The organism is Flavobacterium crocinum (assembly GCF_003122385.1).
GTDB classification, from domain to species: Bacteria; Bacteroidota; Bacteroidia; order Flavobacteriales; family Flavobacteriaceae; genus Flavobacterium; species Flavobacterium crocinum.
On the sequence record NZ_CP029255.1, the window covers coordinates 5,010,356 to 5,027,596 of the forward strand.

Below are 17,241 nucleotides of genomic sequence, written 5' to 3' on the forward strand. Positions count from 1 at the left end.
TTTATGCTCATTTCATTAGAATTGGTGTTTTAATTTAATAGTGAATTTATTTGTCTAAAGTCTTAAGCGGAATTGTAGTATCTGAAATCGTTTTGTCTTTATTGTCTTTTACCAAAACGTGGATTTCGCTTAAATTCGGAAGGCCGTTTAGTTCTGAAACTAAATTCACAAAGCCTTTAATTTCCGTTGTTCCTCCAGAAAACTCACCTGAGAATGTTTTTGTTCCTGCCGTGATTGTGTAAAGCAATTTGTTTACGCCCACTTCGTTATTTTTTCTAGACATCCCAAGAAAATCTTTCTGACTAATTTGCAATGGAAAAAAGCTGAAGCTTGGCGGCGGCGGCGGAATAAATTCTCCTGCATAAATAATCTGATCACCGGAATTTGTTGTCCAGTCTTTTGCTACCATCAGGAAAGTAATGTTTTCCATAACAAAACCTGCCGGCGGATTATAATACTGCTGCGGAATTAAATCCATTCTATAAAAACCATTTCCTAGATCTTTCAATTTTGTTTTTTCAGATACATCCGGAAGCCATGCCTGATACTCTTGTAAAACTGCCCAATTGTTTAGACCACTATGAAAATGAACACTTGGAACACCTGCAAAACCATCTTTTAAATTTGAATTGAATAAAATACTAACCGGTTTATCTATCAAAGGTTTTGACGGATACGATCTGATTAATTCATTTGCTGTATAAAAAGAAGAAAAATCAGTGTAAGGCATATTAGCTACATCACTTTGTTTCGATCCGTTAAAGTTTTTTAAACGAAACCAAAAGCCTGCACTTGCAGCAATTTCAGCCGGAGTTTTAGAAAAATAAACCGTTGGAGTTAAAGTAAAACTCCAGATTTTATTTCCTTCATATTTCAGTTTTGCAAAGCTCGAAGAATGTTCCCAGTTTCCTGCATCCGGTTCAGATGGAGACCAGATCCAGATGTATAAATCTTCTGTTTCTGCAAATGTAGTTCCTGATAAATCAAAATACCACGTAACTTGTTCATCATATTTGTACACAACAGGATACGATGACATTGGCCCTACAGCTCCGGCAGCCTCTTGTGCCTGAATAAAATTAGGAGCCATCAACAAGGCAAGTAAAATTGTATATATAAACTTTTTCATATTACTTTTTAATTAATAGCATTTAATTTAAAGATGTAAGACACAAATGGAGTACCGCCTGAAGAACGCACTAACTGAAGCTGCATTTCTTCATTTTTCCCAGGAACAGACATTAATCGAAGTTCATCTGTTTTCTGCGTTTTTTGTGCATCACTGTACAGATAGATTTTTGTTGCACGGTCATTTGTTTGTTGGAAATCTGAACTTAGTTCCCAATACCCTTTTGGAGCAAATAAAGGCGGAACATTTCCAGTTACTTCATAACTTGTTGGCCTGTTTTTTTCATCTACGTTAAAGTTGATTTTAAAATCTTCGTAGTTAAAATAAGTGCTCAAGTTTTCTTCACTCGGTTCGATCTTATTTGCTTTCGCAGTTTCATCGACCATTTTCAAATTTGCTAATTGCCAATTGCCATTTACTTTCTCATAAATAGTAATCGGATCTACGTAGCTTCCATCTTCTGTGTTGTCACAACTAAGTGCAAAAAAACACATTAAAAGAGCTAACCAATAAAAGCTTTTACATTTCATAAATTTTGGTTTTTGTTAGTTTGTTACCCCTTCAAAAGGATAGAGCGAAGCTAGAAGTTAAATAAATCTTAAAAAAAATATCTGAGAAAAATCAAGATAAAATCAGAAGAATAAAAATACTAACAATTTAAAAATCAATATTTTATAATTATTTTTACAAATAAAAAATCAAGATGCTGTTTAGATAAAAATCAGTACTTTTTTAATGGTTAAAATGACAATATGTAAAATATTTGGTATTATTTTTTCACTATACATATATATAACTGGTTTTTATTGTATAATTGCAAATAATTTACTCGTTTTTAACATTTACAGCTTATTTTTGCTTCAAAAAACTCCTTCTAAAGCGATGTTATTAAACAATTTACAAGATTCTAAGATTTTAGGTTTTATCTAATTTCAAACTTATTTTTAATTTTAAAAACGAATTAACTAACTATATCTATCAATCCATTTACTCTTAAACCAAAACCAAATCATGCGAAGAATATTGATACTGCTTTTCTTCATAGGAGGTTTTTCTCTAACTGCGAAAGAGACAAATCCTTATTTAGAAGAATTAGATCAGGTACTTTTAAAAAAAGACATCTATCTAAAAAAGAAATATCGAAAAATTGAAGTTTTAAAGAAAAATATAGCCAAGTTTACACTCAGTCAAAATAATGAAGAGTTATATAACTGTTATATGTCACTTTTTGATGAATACAAATCTTTTAAATACGACTCGGCCTATTACTATCTGGAACAATCTAAAATCAAAGCCAAAGTTTTAAAAGATCCTAAGTTTTTATCCAAAAGCCGAATTAAAGAAGGTTTCGTATTGCTTTCCTCCGGATTATTTAAAGAAGCCATTGATACTTTAAATGTTATTGATGATACTAAACTGGATCTCAAAAACAAATTCGAATATTATAATATAAAAGCCCGCGCTTATTATGATTTAGCCGATTACAACCGTGATCAGCGTTTTAATATTCATTATGTACAACAAGGAAATCATTTTCTGAAAAAGGCTTTAGAATTAATAGGAACCAATACTAACGAATATTGGGCTGCAGAAAGTTTGAAACGTCTTAAACAGCAAGACTGGCGTGGTGCCGAATTTGCATTTAGTTATTGGATTAATAACTATACTCTTCCTCCTGATTATTACGGAATTGCAACTTCTAGTCTTGGTTATATTTATTCGGAAAGAGGTTATACCAAAAAAGCTATTCAATATTTAGCACTGGCTGCAATCGCCGATGTCAAAAATGCGACTAAAGAAACCGTTGCACTTCGAAATTTAGCCAATGAGCTCTTTAAAATGGGGTATTTGGAGAAAGCCAATGAATATATCAATATTGCAATGGACGATGCGACTTTTTATAATGCCAGACATCGAAAAATTGAGATTTCATCGATTCTTCCAATTATAGAAAAAGCACAGTTAAACAATGTAAAAGACAAAAATGATAAACTGGAAAAGATCATTATTCTTTTAACCATTTTGACTGTTATCATATTTGTTTTCCTGGGAATTATCTTCAAACAATTAAAAGAGAAAAATAAAGCCCGTAAAACTATGGCGGAATCCTATTTAAAACTTCAGGAAATGAATGTAAGTTTAAGCGAAGCCAACGCCATTAAGGAGGAATATATTACGTATTTTATCAAGGCAACTTCGGTTTTCATTAATAAAATAGATCATATTCAGAAAAGTACGCTTCATAAAATCATCACTAAAAAAACAGATGAAGTTATTGCGAGTTTAAAACGTTATAATGTAAAAGAAGAAAGGGAAAATCTATTTCACCAATTTGATGAAATCTTCTTGAGATTGTTCCCAACTTTTGTAACGGAATTCAATAAATTGTTTCCAAACGATCATAAATGTATCGTCAAAAAAGGCGAACTTTTGAATACCGAATTACGAATTTTTGCTTTGTACAGATTAGGAATTCAGGACAGCAATCAAATGGCCGAATTCCTGGAACTTTCTGTGGCTACAATCTATACGTACAAAACCAGAATCAAAAGCAAATCTGATTTTAAAGATACTTTCGAGCAGAAAATTATGGAGATAAAGACTATTTAAGATGCTGAGATTCTAAGATGCTAAGGTTCTAAGATTTTTTCACAATCTTGTCATTTCGACGAAGGAGAAATCACACTAGAAATTCCGCAAAGAAATGTCTTCAAACTTTGTCGAATCCCGCGTGTGGTTTCTCCTTCGTCGCAATGACAAACTAACTTAAAAATATTTTTACTCAACAGGTTCCAACTGTAAAATGGTATTTTGATAAATGGTACTTAATGAGAATAATTGCTCTACGAAAATCATAATTGCGATTGGCACGAAGAAAAACACCAGCAAATCTTCTTCGTATAAAAAATAAGTAGAAATCATAGCAAGTCGTGCATATTCCAGATAATAAATCCATTTTCGTTGTTCTAATAAAGCACCACAGTTAATTAAAGTGAGAATAACCGACGAAAGCACAAATATCTTATCATAACTTTCTAAATAATCAAAGTAATACGTAAAAGCAGTTAGAATCAAAGTGCAGATTCCTAATTGTATATACAGGTAATTTTTAAATCGGAGTCTTTGATTTGGAGAGGCTTTATCTTGCAGAAAACGCTTTTCGAGAACTGGTCGAATATCCTGATCCATGTGTGCCGGACTTCCAAAAACGGCTTTCCATTTTGCTTTAAAGCCGCTGGAGCGTTTCCATAATTCGTAAATTTCAAAGTAATAATGAAAATGCTGCCACAAGAAACTATAACTTTTTAGCGGATGCGTTAAACCATATTTCGGTTTTTCTTCTTCGGTTTGAAAAGTTCCGAAAAGACGATCCCAAAAGGTAAACATATCGCCGTAATTTTTATCCAGATATTTTTCGTCAGAAGCATGATGAACACCATGAACAGAAGGCGTTACAAATATATATTCCAGCCATTTTATTTTACCAATTAATTGAGTATGTGTAAAGAAAGAATAAGCACCATGAACAATTAGCATTGTAATTACCATTGTGGGATGAAAACCAATTAAAGGTAAAACACACCAAAATCCTGTCCTGATTATGGCCTGGAAAGTTGTAATTCTGGCTGCTGCAGTAAAATTAAACTCTTCGCTGTGATGATGCACTATATGCGCTGCCCAGAAAAAATTCACTTCGTGTCCTAATCGATGATACCAGTACCAGACAAAATCTGTTGCAAGAATTAATGCAAACCAAATGAATGCATTTTTCGGAATTTCGAAAATCCTGTAATTATCATAAATAAAATAATACAGCTGATAAAAACTGGCTGCTATAAACAAGTTAATCAAACGCTCGGCAATTCCGATACTAATATTAGAAACAGAACTTTCATAATTAAAAATTTCAGGCCTTTTTTTGCGTTGAGCAAGCTTATATTCTAAAAATAAAAAAAGAAAAAAGGCCGGCATGGCGAAGGCTAGAAAATTAATGTTTTTCATCTTTTCAATACTTTATAATTGGAGATTTTAAATTAAACGAAAAGACACTTCCGTCAATTAAGCCTTTATAGGGAGAAAAAGCAAAATCAACGAAAATGATCTTTTACCAAGTAAACCTGATTATTAATTCTGTTTATATTGAGGAGCTTCCAACGCAATCTCTTTTACAGATTGTGTCTCGGCCACTTTTTTCAAAGCAATAATATAAGCAGCAATACGAGGCGTTACGTTGTGTTTTACTGCCACTCTAAAAACAGTATCGAAACCTTTCTCTAAAATATCCTCCAGACGTTTATTAATCTGGTGAATTCTCCAGGACTCCAAAAGTGAATTCTGAAGCCATTCGAAATAAGAAACGGTAACACCGCCCGCATTAGCCAAAATATCAGGAACAACTAATATATTTTTATCATGTAAAATCTGATCTGCATCTGAAGAAACCGGTCCATTGGCACCTTCAATAATAATTCTTGCTTTAATATCACCGGCATTCTTTTGCGTAATTACATCTTCCTTGGCTGCCGGAATCAACAAATCGGTTTCTAAAAGCAATAAATCTTCATGTTTAATCGCAACCGAATTTGGATAACCTTTTATCGTTTTGTTATTGAGATTGTAATACAAAATCAATTCTGGGATATTAATTCCATTCGGATTGTAAAAAGCTTCCGAAACATCACTCACCGCAATAATCTTTACCCCTTTTTCATATAAAAACAAAGCCGAATGCAGTCCAACATTTCCAAATCCCTGAATTACTGCGGTTGCTCTCGCAGGTCTGATTTTCAGTTTTTTAAGGGCCAAAAGACTAATAATACTTACCCCTCTTCCCGTTGCTTCGACTCTTCCTAAAGACCCTCCCGAATGAAGGTGTTTTCCTGTAACAACGGCATGAATTGGTCTTCCGTGCAATAGAGAAAACTCATCCATCAGCCAGCCCATTTCGTCCGGACCTGTTCCCATGTCTGGTGCCGGAACGTCTTTTTCCGGTCCGAAAATATCGGATAAAGCTTTGGTATAAGCTCTTGTAATTTTTTCTAATTCGGTTTTAGAATGTTTTCTCGGATCGCAAATAATGCCGCCTTTTGCTCCACCAAACGGAATTCCAGTTACAGCAGATTTCCAGGTCATCCAGGCGGCAAGTGCTTTTACTTCATCCAGATTTACAGCAGTATCATAACGAATTCCGCCTTTTGAAGGTCCTAAAGCCGTGTTGTGAATAACTCTGTAACCTTCAAAGTTTTGAACTTCTCCGTTATCCAAAGTAATAGAAAAGTTTACTGTAATCTGTTTTTCTGGTCGCTGCAGTTTTTGTTTGATAGAATCATCTAAATTCAAAATGTCTGCCGCTATATTAAATCGATCAATCATCGATTGAAAGGGATTGTGTTTTATAATTTCTGAACTCATACTATATAGTTTTAGGTTTGGGTTATCTTTTATATTTTATATTTATTCCTCTTCTTTCGAAGAATCTTCTTTTTCTGTTTTTAAGATTTACTGCAACACAGAATTTTTATCAAACCGCTGTGCATTAAAATCTTTCTGTTTCTATTGGTTCTCATATTTTCATTTTTTAATGATTCAAAAAAAAGCCTTTCATGGTGCAATGAAAGGCTAAAAAAAAAAATAACTAACAAGTACTTTCTCTATTAACGCCATTTCAAAACGTAGTTCATCATGCAGCACATCGCAAAGCTGCATTGGAAAGACGTCTTAATATTTCGGCTAAAGTTTTTCATTGTTGAAGCAAAGCTACAAATTAAATTTATAAATTCTATAGAATTAGTAGAATTTAATTTAATAAATTTACAATAAAATATAAAATCAACTGTAAATTAAAGGATTAGAGATTAAAAAAATTTACTGCAATTGCGATAAAAAGATAAAAACAATCGCAATTAAAGCCAAAAACAGTCCGAAGACATTAATTTTAGAAAGCTTTTCTTTGAAGAAATAAGCGCCAACTATCGTTCCTAAAACAATCACTCCCATATTCATTCCGGCAAAAACCGTTGACGGATTTTCAGCAAATGCTTTATGTGCTTTCAGGTAAAACAGAATGTTACAGAAATTGAAGATTCCGACCAAAATACCAAACGGAATATTTTTAGCTTCAAATTTCTCTTTATTGATTAAAAGTTTATACGCTACAATAGCTATAGAAACTGCAAAGGCAATTAGAAATACAAAAAACAAAGAGGTTGTATAAGGCACAACAGTGTACAATGCGATTTTCTTAAAAAGAATATCAACAATTCCGAAACCAAACAGTACCATTGCAGGATAAACCCATTTATTTTCCTGATTATCTGATGGCTTTCTTAGAATAAACAAAAGTGCCGCAAAACCAATTACAACTCCAATAACCTTATAAGTATTAAAAGCTTCATTAAACCACAACCAAGCTGCGAGAATCGGAATAAAAAGGGATAAACGCTGTGCAGCATCCGTTTTGGCAATTCCCATAAATTTTATCGAAAGTGCCAAAAATAAAAAGACAATTGGAAGCAAGATTCCAACAGCCGTGTAAATTTCTAAAGGAGCATTATTATCTAAAGCATTTAAATCAGGACTAAAAGTAAAATAACAAAGCGCTATTGCTGCAATGTAATTGAAAGAAATAATCTGAGAAGGATTGGCATTATATTTTCTGGAAATTTTGAAGATAACCCCAACAATAACACTGCATAAAATGCTTAGAATAAGAAATAACATAAATTTATATTTGAACTGTAAAAGTAATCTATTGTAAAATAAAATGGTCCAACCGGTTTTAAAAAACCAGCTAGACCAGATTAAGTTTTAATGCAAATTGAATAAAATTTAATTTAAACACATAGAAACATAGATTTAATTTGTCTGTAAGAAGGCGTTTCACTTGCATAAATACACATAGCTATTTCAAGGCCTACATCTTTTTACAAAGATTAACGAATTTCTATGAGCAGCTACTTGTGTCCTTCGACTTCGCTCAGGATGACAAACAACAATAAATCTATGTGTTAGAAACTAGTTTCTTTCAATTGTCTTTTTACTAATTTAAAAATCCTATGTTTCTATGCGTTTAAAAAAACAAACCCAACAGATTTTAATATCTGTCGGGTTCAACTTTATTATTAAATATAGTTTTAGAACTTACTAATATAACTTCCGTAAATATCCCTAAACTGATTTCCTTTGTCAAATCGGTCTTTGCTTAACTTTTTATATTCAACCAATCCCCAAAGAACAAATTCTTTCAAAAAGTAAAGATCTTCTTTTGCCGTTTGAGGCTGATATTTTTTAATTAAAACATCTAAAGGTGTTACTTCGTCCAGAATAGCTTTATATTCTTTGTCTGAAGCATCGTCTAATAATTCGAAACCACTTTCGGCAAAAAACCATTCCACTATATCAGAATATGGCGTTTTTTCGTCCGGTTTTTCTAATTTTTCAATTTTCGGAAAATATTCCGGAAACAAAGTTCGAATCGCAGAACCAATCAGCGTTTCTGCTACCACATCGGCTCCCTCCTGCTCTCCTTCATAAACCAATTCTACTTTTCCGGTAATAGCCGGAATAATTCCGATAAAATCGGATAAACGTAAAGTGGTTTTATCTGCTCCTGAAATTAAAGCGCGGCGTTCTGCTGTACTAATTAAATTCTCAAAAGCAGTAATACTCATTCTGGCACTTACGCCACTTTTATTATCGATGTATTCACTTTCACGGGCTTCAAAACTAATCTGCTCTAAAATATCTCTCGCCAGACTTGGAACATAAACAAGATTAGTTTGATTTTTATCCAGTTTAGATTCCTGTTCTGTAATCGTTCTGGCAATAGCAATAGTTTCAGGATAATGTGTCAGAATCTGAGAACCAATTCTATCTTTTAAAGGCGTTACAATACTTCCTCTATTCGTATAATCTTCCGGATTTGCTGTAAAAACAAACTGCATATCCAAAGGCATTCTCAATTTAAATCCTCTAATTTGAATGTCACCTTCCTGCAGAATATTGAATAATGCTACCTGAATTCTAGCTTGTAAATCCGGTAATTCATTAATCACAAAAATACAACGATTGGCTCTTGGAATCATTCCGAAATGAATTACGCGGTCATCTGCATACGATAACTTTAAATTTGCGGCTTTAATTGGGTCAACATCTCCAATTAAATCAGCAACCGTTACATCAGGAGTTGCCAGCTTTTCAAAGAAACGTTCGCTTCTGTGCAACCATGAAATTGGCGTTTCATCACCTTTTTCCGCAATTAAATCTTTTGCAAAACGAGAAATCGGATTTAACGGATCGTCATTGATTTCTGAACCTTCCACAAACGGAATATATTCATCCAACAATTCAACCATTTTGCGAGCTAAACGTGTTTTCGCCTGTCCGCGAAGTCCTAGTAAATTGATATTATGACGAGATAAAATAGCTCTTTCTAATTCGGGAATTACCGTATTCTCAAAACCATGAACCCCTTCAAAAACAGGTTTTCCGGATTTTATTTTTTCTCGAAGATTATTTCGCAATTCATCCTTAATGCTTGTACTCTTATATCCAGCGGCTTTTAACTGACCTAATGTCTTTATAGTATTTATTTCCATTTTATTGAAATATAGATTGTTTAATATTTTTAATGACAATGCATTGTGCCATTACTGTATGTAGACGCACTCCGATGCGTCTCTACGGTATACGTTCTGTTTATCATGTGCAAAGAAACCTTAGTATCTTAGAATCTTAGCAACTTAGAACCTTTATTTAATTCTCTTCTTCCTATTCGCTTCATAATCTTCAAAAATCATTTCACCCAAACCTTTCAGTCCAGTATAAAATGCTTTTCCCTGATTGGCTTCCGTAAACTGATTCACAAAACGCTGTAAATATGGATCTCTTGCAATCATAAAAGTAGTGATCGGAATATGAAGCTTTCTTGCCTGCTGCGCTTGTGTGTAACACTTATCCACAATATATTCATCCAAACCGTTACTATTCATATAATAAGAACCATCGCGTTCGCGAACGCAACTTGGTTTTCCGTCAGTAATCATGAAAATCTGTTTGTTCGTATTTCGTTTCCTGCGCAGAATATCCATTGCTAATTGCAAACCTGCAACGGTATTGGTATGATACGGTCCAACCTGCAAATACGGTAAATCTTTAATTGGAATTGTCCAGGCATCGTTACCAAAAACCAAAATATCTAACGTATCTTTTGGGTATCTTGTTGTAATTAGTTCCGCCAAAGCCATCGCAACTTTTTTCGCCGGCGTGATTCGGTCTTCGCCGTACAAAATCATACTGTGACTGATATCAATCATTAAAACCGTACTCATTTGTGCTTTGTACTGCGCATCTTCTACAATCAAATCATTTTCTGTCAGCATAAAATTATCTACGCCATTATTGACCTGAGCATTTCGAAGGCTTTCAGTTAATGAAATTCTTTCCAGGCTGTCGCCGAAATTATATTCGCGGAATTCGCCCGTATGTTCATCACCGCTTCCGGCATATTTGGTTTTATGATTTCCGCTTCCGGATTTTTTCAGATTTCCAAAAATCTGATCCAAAGCCTGCTGTCTGATCGCTCTTTCGGTTTTTGCAGTAATTCCAAAACCGGAACTTCCATCGCCTTTTACTTCATCTCTGATGTAACCTTTCTTTTTTAAATCTTCGATAAAATCGTCTATAGTGTAATTCTCGTCGGTTAGTTTGTATTCTTTATCCAGTTCCCTAAGCCAGTTTATAGCTTCATCAAAATCACCCGAAGTATGGGTGATCAACTCTTTAAAAATCGTAAAAAGTTTATCAAACGGAGACTGAAAAGGAGCTTCGTAAGTCTTAAAATAAAAGCCTTTTTTAAATTCGTTTTTCATAAATCTAAAATTACATCTTTTTAGAATTATGAAAAACGAATCGTTTATTAATTTTTAGTTAAAATATTCAACTAAAAACCGAAGTTAACAATGTTAGATATGTTAATTATTCAAACTTTCCATCCAAATAATACCAAGCTCCATTTTCGAATTTAAAAGCAGAAAATTCATAATGTGTCTGAGGTTTATTATCCGAATCCAAAAAGTAAGCTTTGAATTCTACAGTATTTTCAGTAAAACTCAGAATTTCCAGTTTCTCCCATTTATTAGAAACAGCCCATCTTAAAATTTCAGGTTTCGAATAGTATTTTCTTTCTGAAACATAAGTGGTTTCCATTAAATAATCGGCATTATGAGTTGCATAAGCAGAATATCTTGAGCGCATTAAACTTAATGCTGAAGGTGCTTTTTGACTTCCGTTTAAATACAATCCGCAGCAGCTTTCAAAAGGCAATCCTGTATCACAGAAACATTTTTTATTCTCCATCAACCGGTTCTTCTCCATTAATTTTTACATGAAGCTGGTTCAATAAAACCTGATAACGAGTGATCTCTCTCACTTCTTCATCTTCTTCAGCAAAATCAATCATTTCGTCCAATGTTTCACTTACTTCTAATAGTTTATTATTAGCTTCTCTGTCATTTTTTGCGGCGATTAAATCAATAATTTCTTGTACGCTCGCTTTTAAGGTTTCGAATTTACTATTCATATGGTTATTTTTTTTTAGCCGCGAATTACACTAATTTCCACTAATTTTTTATTTGCTATCGAACATAAGCTTTAAAAAAAATTCGTGCTAATTCGTGAAATTTGTGGCAACTAATATCTACTCTTTACTTTCGTTAAATTTCTTAACGATTTCTTTTAATTTTTCTTTTCGGGCAATTTCGGCTTGTTTTGCTTTTGCCTGGGCTTTGTGCAATTTATCGTTATGCTTTTTGATATTCTTTTCGTTATTGCGTCCCATTACACTTCTCTTTTAATTTGTTCTAAAGTTTTCTCTGTGAAAATCAATTCGTTGATAATTTGCTTTCGTAAATCATCAATATCTTCATAATCAAAATGTTTAGCCCAATTTGTCAACTGCTGCAGGTTTCTTATTTGTTTTAATCTTTTCGTAGTTTCCAAACTTGTTCTCAAAACCGCTTTCCCATCATATTGAGGATTATTTTTATGCTGATAATTGGCTAAATTATTTTCGAAATCGGCTTCTATATAATAGAGTTTATCCGTTGCATTATCCGGATAAAATTCAGTCCATTTGGCAAAACCAATCTTCGTTTTCGATTCGGTTTCGGGATCACGTGCAACTAAACGCCATTTGCTGTTTGCCAGCCTTCCCCAATGATTAGAAACGCGATACATTCCTTCTTCAGTATAATAATAAGTACTTCCGGCTTTACTTTCAAATTGTTTCTTTAATCCCTGAATCATTTCTGGAAGTACTTCATGAAATGCACAAAAGGTATTTTTAAAAGAATTTGGATGTGGCTTAAAGTTTTTTTGCATGCTGCAAATATACTGAGTTTGTACAGAACTCCGAAAACAATCCTTAATTGCTTACCTTTGTCTTTTAATTTTAAAACAGAGAATCATGTCTAAAGATGCACAACAAAAAATGCCGCAAAAAGGAGTTTATACCGGTATTATCGAAAAAGATGAAAACAACAATTATTTCTGCGGTGAATATCTTTTAGACTATAAAATGGTTCAGGCAAAGTTTAATGTCGGCGATTGGATTACTATAAAGTCAATTATAGAAAACCCAAGTGATATCAGCTACAAACAATATCCTAAGAAATCCAGAAACTTCGACAAAGCGAATCATAAGCCGGAATAAGTTATTTGTTTCAGTTTTGTTGGAACCTGGAATTTTACCGCAAAGAACGCTAAGGTTTTATTTATTGGAGATATAAACTGAAAATATTTAAGTTCGCAAAGCTTTGTCAACACAAAGCTTTGCGAACTTAATGTTTATAAACATATTACTCAAATAATTCTTTGTGAACTTTGCGTAAATCTTAGCGATTTTTGCGGTAGAAAAAATCTTCGCGCTGTTTGAAGTGAAAATAAACTTACGGTTAACTTTTTTCAATATTTTTTCTATCAAAACTGAAAAGTTAAAAAAAAGTGTACCTTTGCAAAAAATTTGTCGATTTGAACTAAAACAAAACGATTTCAAACTAATAGACAAGTAGTTACCTTTTATTTATGAAAAAAATAGTTGAATACCGCAAGTTACTAAACGTAGAAAAAACTGCAGAATTAAAAGATTTAAAAACAATTTATCGCAATGCGATGAAAGAATCTCATCCTGATAAATTCGTTGGAGATGAAGCTGGTCTTAAAGCTGCAGAAGAAAAAAGTAAAACGATTATCGAAGCTTACCACTTTTTAGTAAGTATTCACCCTGATACTATCAAACTTAATTTACCTGAGTACACAGAAACAATTTCAACTTGTTCTATCACAGATTTTAAATTTGTTGAAGGTCGTTTAATTATTGATTTTTCTAACGGAAGTGTTTACGAATACATTAGTGTTCCTAAAGCAACTTACGTAAAAATGGTAAATGCTGATTCTCCTGCAAGATTTGCAAAAAGACATATTTTAAATGCTTTTACCTGGAGAAAAAAAACAAATCAGGAATAGTAAAAAACACTATATTTTCTAAAAAAGCACTCTGTCAAACGAGTGCTTTTTTTGCGCCTGAAAATTTAAAATTTCAATATAGAGTATCTAATTAGGTTTCCAATTAAGAGTTTTAAATCAAATTAAGTCAACAAACACGCTGATTACAGGCATTTTAAACCAAAAAAAACTATAACAAAATTTTAGGTTACAAAATTCTGTATGTTTTATATTTTTAGATACTTTTGTTGCACAAATCAATTAACTAATTAATTTTTTATAATGAAAAAAATACTTTTTGTACTTACAGCTTCTGCAGCTATCATTTCTTGCAGCAAAGTTAAAGATGGAGAATACCTTATTACAGGTACAGCTACAGGGATTGAAAATGGAAAAACGATCATTTTACAAGGTGCAGATCCTGCTACAAAAATGCCTGTTTCTCTTGATACAGTAAAAGTTGAAAACGGAAAATTTGAAATAAAAGGAAAAGTAACTGAGCCAGCTTTCCATACATTAATTTTACAAGGAGCTAATAGTCCTATTCCATTAATTCTTGAAACTGGAGAAATTAAAGTTACTATTGATAAAGATAGTATCCACAAATCTAAAGTTTCAGGAACTTACAATAATGATGAGTATGTAACTTTTACTGAAGACATGAACAAAACTCAAAAAAGTTTGATCGATTTCCAGAAAAAGAACAATCAGAAAATGCAACAAGCGCAACAAGCTCAGGATACAGCCACTATCAACAGCTTGATGAAACAATACATGGAAATCCAAAAAGAAGTTGGAGAAAACAGCAAAAAGAAATTTTTAGCTTATGCTGAAAATCATCCAAAATCTTACATCACTGCTTTAATTGTTCAACAGATGTTGAATGATCCAGCTGCTGATACTAAAAAATTGGAGAGTATTTATAACTCTTTAGATGAGTCTGTAAAAAACACTACTCCTGGAAAAGAAATCAAAACCAGATTTGGACAAGCAAAAATGCCAACTGTTGGAGCTACAGCTGCACCAGTAGGTAGCGCTAAATGAAGAGCAGATTTTTCAGCTCCTAATCCGGAAGGAAAAGTAGTTTCGTTAAAACAAAGTTTAGGAAAAGTAACTATAGTAGATTTTTGGGCTTCATGGTGCGGACCATGCAGACAAGAAAATCCAAATGTGGTAGCTATCTATAAAGAATTACATTCAAAAGGTTTAAACATCGTTGGTGTTTCTTTAGATAAAGATGCTGCAAAATGGAAGGAAGCTATAGCAAAAGACGGATTAACCTGGACACACGTTTCAAATTTAAAATTTTGGGACGAACCAATTGCGAAACAATACAATGTTGAATCAATCCCTGCTACTTTCATTCTTGATGCATCAGGAAAAGTGGTTGCCCAGGATTTAAGAGGCCCGGAATTAAAAGCAAAAATTATAGAGCTTTTAGCTAAATAATACCTAAGTAATAGGAATAAAAAAATCTCCCTTGTGGAGATTTTTTTATTTTCCAGCATAACCGGTAGTAATAAATCAAATTTTATCAGACAGAAACAAAAGTCAGCTTAAAAAGAATTATTTACATAGTCAACTAAAACTTATTGCTATTTATTTAAAAATTCAGAATACGTTAATTGCAGACGATATTGAATCACTACTTTTCTCTGTACATTTACTCAAAGCACTCAATAAATGCAATGCCTGACGGCTTTTTAAAGAGCATCCCTAAAATAAATCCTTCCAATTCACCATAAAAATAATCTTACTTTTAAAAACACATTTAAAAAAAAGCATTTTAGTGATCTTTTATTTTATTCAATTCCAATGAATTAAAAAATAACTATAAAATAACTTTAAATTAAGTGTTGTTTTTGTTTGGAAATGTAGAAAGAGTTCCTATCTTTGCCACCGCTTAGAACAACAAAGCAAAACGCTAGAGAGTCGGGGAGATACTCAAGCGGCCAACGAGGGCAGACTGTAAATCTGCTGTGAAAACTTCGCAGGTTCGAATCCTGCTCTCCCCACGAAACCTGCAAATCTTTTGATTCGCAGGTTTTTTTTATTTTAATGCTTTTCATGTTTTTTAAAACCACCCAAAATCACGTCTTAACTAATTTATGGAGGCAGACTTTACAAACAGATTACCTGAAAAAACAATTCTTTCCTGTTGCGTTTGAATTCGTATATTCGGCCTTTATTTTGAAAAAAGAGAATGATTGCAAAATTGAATGAAAAAAAATCCTATCCATGGATTGTTGTTGGCTTACTATGGTTTGTTGCTTTACTGAATTATTTAGACAGACAAATGCTCTCCACTATGAAATCAGCAATGATGGATGACATTCCTGAATTGGCTAAAGCTGAAAATTTCGGTCTTTTAATGGCTATTTTTCTTTGGATATATGCACTTATGAGTCCTGTTTCTGGAATTATAGCGGATCGGTTTAACCGAAAAAGAATAATTATAGGAAGTCTTTTTATCTGGTCAGGGGTAACTATGGCAATGGGGTATGCCACAACTTTTAATCAAATTTATATTTTGCGCGGAATTATGGGTTTTAGCGAAGCTTTTTATATTCCGGCTGCACTATCCTTAATTACAGATTATCACCAGGAAAAAACACGCTCTTTTGCAATTGCAATTCATACTACCGGAATTTATCTGGGACAAGCACTCGGTGGATTTGGAGCCACTATTTCCAAGTATTTTTCCTGGCACTTTAGCTTTCACTCTGTGGGGCTTTTAGGTGTAGTTTATAGCTTAGTACTTATATTTTTTTTACGGGAAAAGAAAGCCTACTTTTTTGATCCTTCAAAAAAGTCATCTGTAAGTTATGAATTTAGGGAAATGTTCAAAGGATTGGGAATATTATTCGGTAATATCTCCTTTTGGGTTTTACTCTTTTATTTTGCTGCCCCCAGCTTACCGGGCTGGGCGGCCAAAAACTGGCTACCTTCCTTATTCACCGAAACTTTACATTTAGACATGTCGCTTGCAGGACCAATGGCAACAGTAACCATTTCGATGTCTTCCTTTTTTGGTGTTTTAATTGGTGGTGCCATTTCAGACAGATGGGTGATGCAACATCTTAAAGGACGAATTTACACTAGTGCTATTGGGTTATTCCTTACCATTCCGGCATTGTTTTTATTTGGCTACTGTTGCAGTACAGGGGCTATTATTTTTGGTGCTATCCTTTTTGGACTTGGGTTCGGGATATACGACACGAACAACATGCCGATTCTAAGCCAGTTTGTTGCGCCCCGATACCGGGCTACCGGATATGGAATTATGAATTTTGTAGGTATTTCGGCCGGAGCGGTCATCACCGAGTTTTTAGGAAAAGCTGCTGATAATGGAGGTATGAGACATGTTTTTGTACTTCTATTATTTGTAGTGGTTACTACTATCGTTTTACAACTGGTGACCCTGCATCCAAAAACTATAGATATGACCGAAGAAAATGACATTGCAGACAATAAACAGCTAAAATCCTGAAAAATTTGAAACTGGCTAAATTCTTGAGTGAGATTACTGAATCATGAATTTTGAAGTGGAAATCTATCAGCGCAAAATCGTAACGTACTAGTTTTTTTTAAAAAAAATTTAAAAGTGAAGA

Annotated in this window: 16 protein-coding genes, 1 tRNA gene and 1 pseudogene; 7 read left to right on the forward strand and 11 right to left on the reverse strand. The window is 33.3% G+C overall.

Annotated elements, in window-relative coordinates; all coding sequences use genetic code 11:
* Positions 1-46 precede the first annotated feature (46 nt).
* Entirely contained in the window at positions 47-1,129 is a 1,083-nt protein-coding gene (locus tag HYN56_RS21335) for a hypothetical protein (protein ID WP_109194046.1), read from the reverse strand.
* A gap of 8 nt (positions 1,130-1,137) precedes the next feature.
* Positions 1,138-1,659, reverse strand: a complete 522-nt coding sequence (locus HYN56_RS21340; protein ID WP_109194047.1) for a DUF5004 domain-containing protein — start codon at positions 1,657-1,659, stop codon at positions 1,138-1,140.
* Between the two features lie 481 nt (positions 1,660-2,140).
* Here HYN56_RS21340 and HYN56_RS21345 point away from each other — a divergent pair, with 481 nt between their 5' ends.
* Positions 2,141-3,739, forward strand: a complete 1,599-nt coding sequence (locus HYN56_RS21345; RefSeq protein ID WP_109194048.1) for a DUF6377 domain-containing protein — start codon at positions 2,141-2,143, stop codon at positions 3,737-3,739.
* A 168-nt stretch (positions 3,740-3,907) separates the two neighbouring features.
* Here the strand turns inward: HYN56_RS21345 and HYN56_RS21350 are convergent, their stop codons facing one another.
* From HYN56_RS21350 to HYN56_RS21385, 9 genes are all read right to left on the reverse strand, one after another.
* The gene (locus HYN56_RS21350) at positions 3,908-5,131 is read right to left on the reverse strand and encodes a sterol desaturase family protein (RefSeq protein ID WP_109194049.1); all 1,224 of its coding nucleotides are present in this window, start codon (positions 5,129-5,131) and stop codon (positions 3,908-3,910) included.
* A gap of 123 nt (positions 5,132-5,254) precedes the next feature.
* Positions 5,255-6,541 (reverse strand): Glu/Leu/Phe/Val family dehydrogenase, encoded by a 1,287-nt coding sequence (locus tag HYN56_RS21355; RefSeq protein ID WP_205727638.1) that lies wholly within the window; start codon positions 6,539-6,541, stop codon positions 5,255-5,257.
* 453 nt (positions 6,542-6,994) lie between these two features.
* Entirely contained in the window at positions 6,995-7,849 is an 855-nt protein-coding gene (locus HYN56_RS21360; RefSeq protein ID WP_109194051.1) for a DMT family transporter, read from the reverse strand.
* A gap of 413 nt (positions 7,850-8,262) precedes the next feature.
* Positions 8,263-9,726, reverse strand: coding sequence for a magnesium chelatase (locus tag HYN56_RS21365; RefSeq protein ID WP_109194052.1), 1,464 nt, complete (start codon positions 9,724-9,726; stop codon positions 8,263-8,265).
* A gap of 153 nt (positions 9,727-9,879) precedes the next feature.
* A complete protein-coding gene (locus HYN56_RS21370) occupies positions 9,880-10,998 on the reverse strand; it encodes a vWA domain-containing protein (protein ID WP_109194053.1) in 1,119 nt (372 codons plus the stop codon).
* Positions 10,999-11,104: 106 nt separating this feature from the next.
* Positions 11,105-11,503, reverse strand: a complete 399-nt coding sequence (locus tag HYN56_RS21375) for a YchJ family protein (protein ID WP_240622609.1) — start codon at positions 11,501-11,503, stop codon at positions 11,105-11,107.
* The gene (locus tag HYN56_RS21380) at positions 11,475-11,708 is read right to left on the reverse strand and encodes a hypothetical protein (RefSeq protein ID WP_057116258.1); all 234 of its coding nucleotides are present in this window, start codon (positions 11,706-11,708) and stop codon (positions 11,475-11,477) included. Before HYN56_RS21380 ends, HYN56_RS21375 begins: the two co-directional genes overlap by 29 nt.
* Positions 11,709-11,825: 117 nt before the next feature.
* A complete protein-coding gene (locus HYN56_RS25115; RefSeq protein ID WP_167398337.1) occupies positions 11,826-11,966 on the reverse strand; it encodes a hypothetical protein in 141 nt (46 codons plus the stop codon).
* Positions 11,966-12,508: a hypothetical protein gene (locus tag HYN56_RS21385; RefSeq protein ID WP_109194055.1), complete on the reverse strand. Its 543-nt coding sequence runs from the start codon at positions 12,506-12,508 to the stop codon at positions 11,966-11,968. Before HYN56_RS21385 ends, HYN56_RS25115 begins: the two co-directional genes overlap by 1 nt.
* Before the next feature lie 85 nt (positions 12,509-12,593).
* On the opposite strand from HYN56_RS21385, the gene HYN56_RS21390 reads away from it, so the two are divergent.
* The 6 genes and pseudogenes from HYN56_RS21390 (at position 12,594) to HYN56_RS21415 (ending at position 17,120) form a co-directional block, all read left to right on the forward strand.
* On the forward strand, positions 12,594-12,839 hold the full coding sequence (locus HYN56_RS21390) for a hypothetical protein (protein WP_109194056.1): 246 nt from the start codon (positions 12,594-12,596) through the stop codon (positions 12,837-12,839).
* Between the two features lie 371 nt (positions 12,840-13,210).
* Entirely contained in the window at positions 13,211-13,651 is a 441-nt protein-coding gene (locus HYN56_RS21395; protein WP_012026316.1) for a KTSC domain-containing protein, read from the forward strand.
* A 261-nt stretch (positions 13,652-13,912) separates the two neighbouring features.
* A complete protein-coding gene (locus tag HYN56_RS21400; protein WP_109194057.1) occupies positions 13,913-14,674 on the forward strand; it encodes a DUF4369 domain-containing protein in 762 nt (253 codons plus the stop codon).
* 18 nt (positions 14,675-14,692) lie between these two features.
* A pseudogene (locus HYN56_RS21405) lies at positions 14,693-15,079 on the forward strand (peroxiredoxin family protein); the annotation flags it as partial.
* A gap of 485 nt (positions 15,080-15,564) precedes the next feature.
* A tRNA-Tyr gene (locus HYN56_RS21410) sits at positions 15,565-15,645 on the forward strand.
* A 188-nt stretch (positions 15,646-15,833) separates the two neighbouring features.
* A complete protein-coding gene (locus HYN56_RS21415) occupies positions 15,834-17,120 on the forward strand; it encodes an MFS transporter (RefSeq protein WP_109194059.1) in 1,287 nt (428 codons plus the stop codon).
* The last annotated feature ends 121 nt before the right edge of the window (positions 17,121-17,241 follow it).

Coding starts and splice junctions, on each gene's coding strand:
- HYN56_RS21335 (WP_109194046.1), bottom strand. CDS start 1,129: ATGAAAAAGTTTATATATACAATTTTACTTGCCTTGTTGATGGCTCCT.
- HYN56_RS21340 (WP_109194047.1), bottom strand. CDS start 1,659: ATGAAATGTAAAAGCTTTTATTGGTTAGCTCTTTTAATGTGTTTTTTT.
- HYN56_RS21345 (WP_109194048.1), top strand. CDS start 2,141: ATGCGAAGAATATTGATACTGCTTTTCTTCATAGGAGGTTTTTCTCTA.
- HYN56_RS21350 (WP_109194049.1), bottom strand. CDS start 5,131: ATGAAAAACATTAATTTTCTAGCCTTCGCCATGCCGGCCTTTTTTCTT.
- HYN56_RS21355 (WP_205727638.1), bottom strand. CDS start 6,541: ATGAGTTCAGAAATTATAAAACACAATCCCTTTCAATCGATGATTGAT.
- HYN56_RS21360 (WP_109194051.1), bottom strand. CDS start 7,849: ATGTTATTTCTTATTCTAAGCATTTTATGCAGTGTTATTGTTGGGGTT.
- HYN56_RS21365 (WP_109194052.1), bottom strand. CDS start 9,726: ATGGAAATAAATACTATAAAGACATTAGGTCAGTTAAAAGCCGCTGGA.
- HYN56_RS21370 (WP_109194053.1), bottom strand. CDS start 10,998: ATGAAAAACGAATTTAAAAAAGGCTTTTATTTTAAGACTTACGAAGCT.
- HYN56_RS21375 (WP_240622609.1), bottom strand. CDS start 11,503: ATGGAGAAGAACCGGTTGATGGAGAATAAAAAATGTTTCTGTGATACA.
- HYN56_RS21380 (WP_057116258.1), bottom strand. CDS start 11,708: ATGAATAGTAAATTCGAAACCTTAAAAGCGAGCGTACAAGAAATTATT.
- HYN56_RS25115 (WP_167398337.1), bottom strand. CDS start 11,966: ATGGGACGCAATAACGAAAAGAATATCAAAAAGCATAACGATAAATTG.
- HYN56_RS21385 (WP_109194055.1), bottom strand. CDS start 12,508: ATGCAAAAAAACTTTAAGCCACATCCAAATTCTTTTAAAAATACCTTT.
- HYN56_RS21390 (WP_109194056.1), top strand. CDS start 12,594: ATGTCTAAAGATGCACAACAAAAAATGCCGCAAAAAGGAGTTTATACC.
- HYN56_RS21395 (WP_012026316.1), top strand. CDS start 13,211: ATGAAAAAAATAGTTGAATACCGCAAGTTACTAAACGTAGAAAAAACT.
- HYN56_RS21400 (WP_109194057.1), top strand. CDS start 13,913: ATGAAAAAAATACTTTTTGTACTTACAGCTTCTGCAGCTATCATTTCT.
- HYN56_RS21415 (WP_109194059.1), top strand. CDS start 15,834: ATGATTGCAAAATTGAATGAAAAAAAATCCTATCCATGGATTGTTGTT.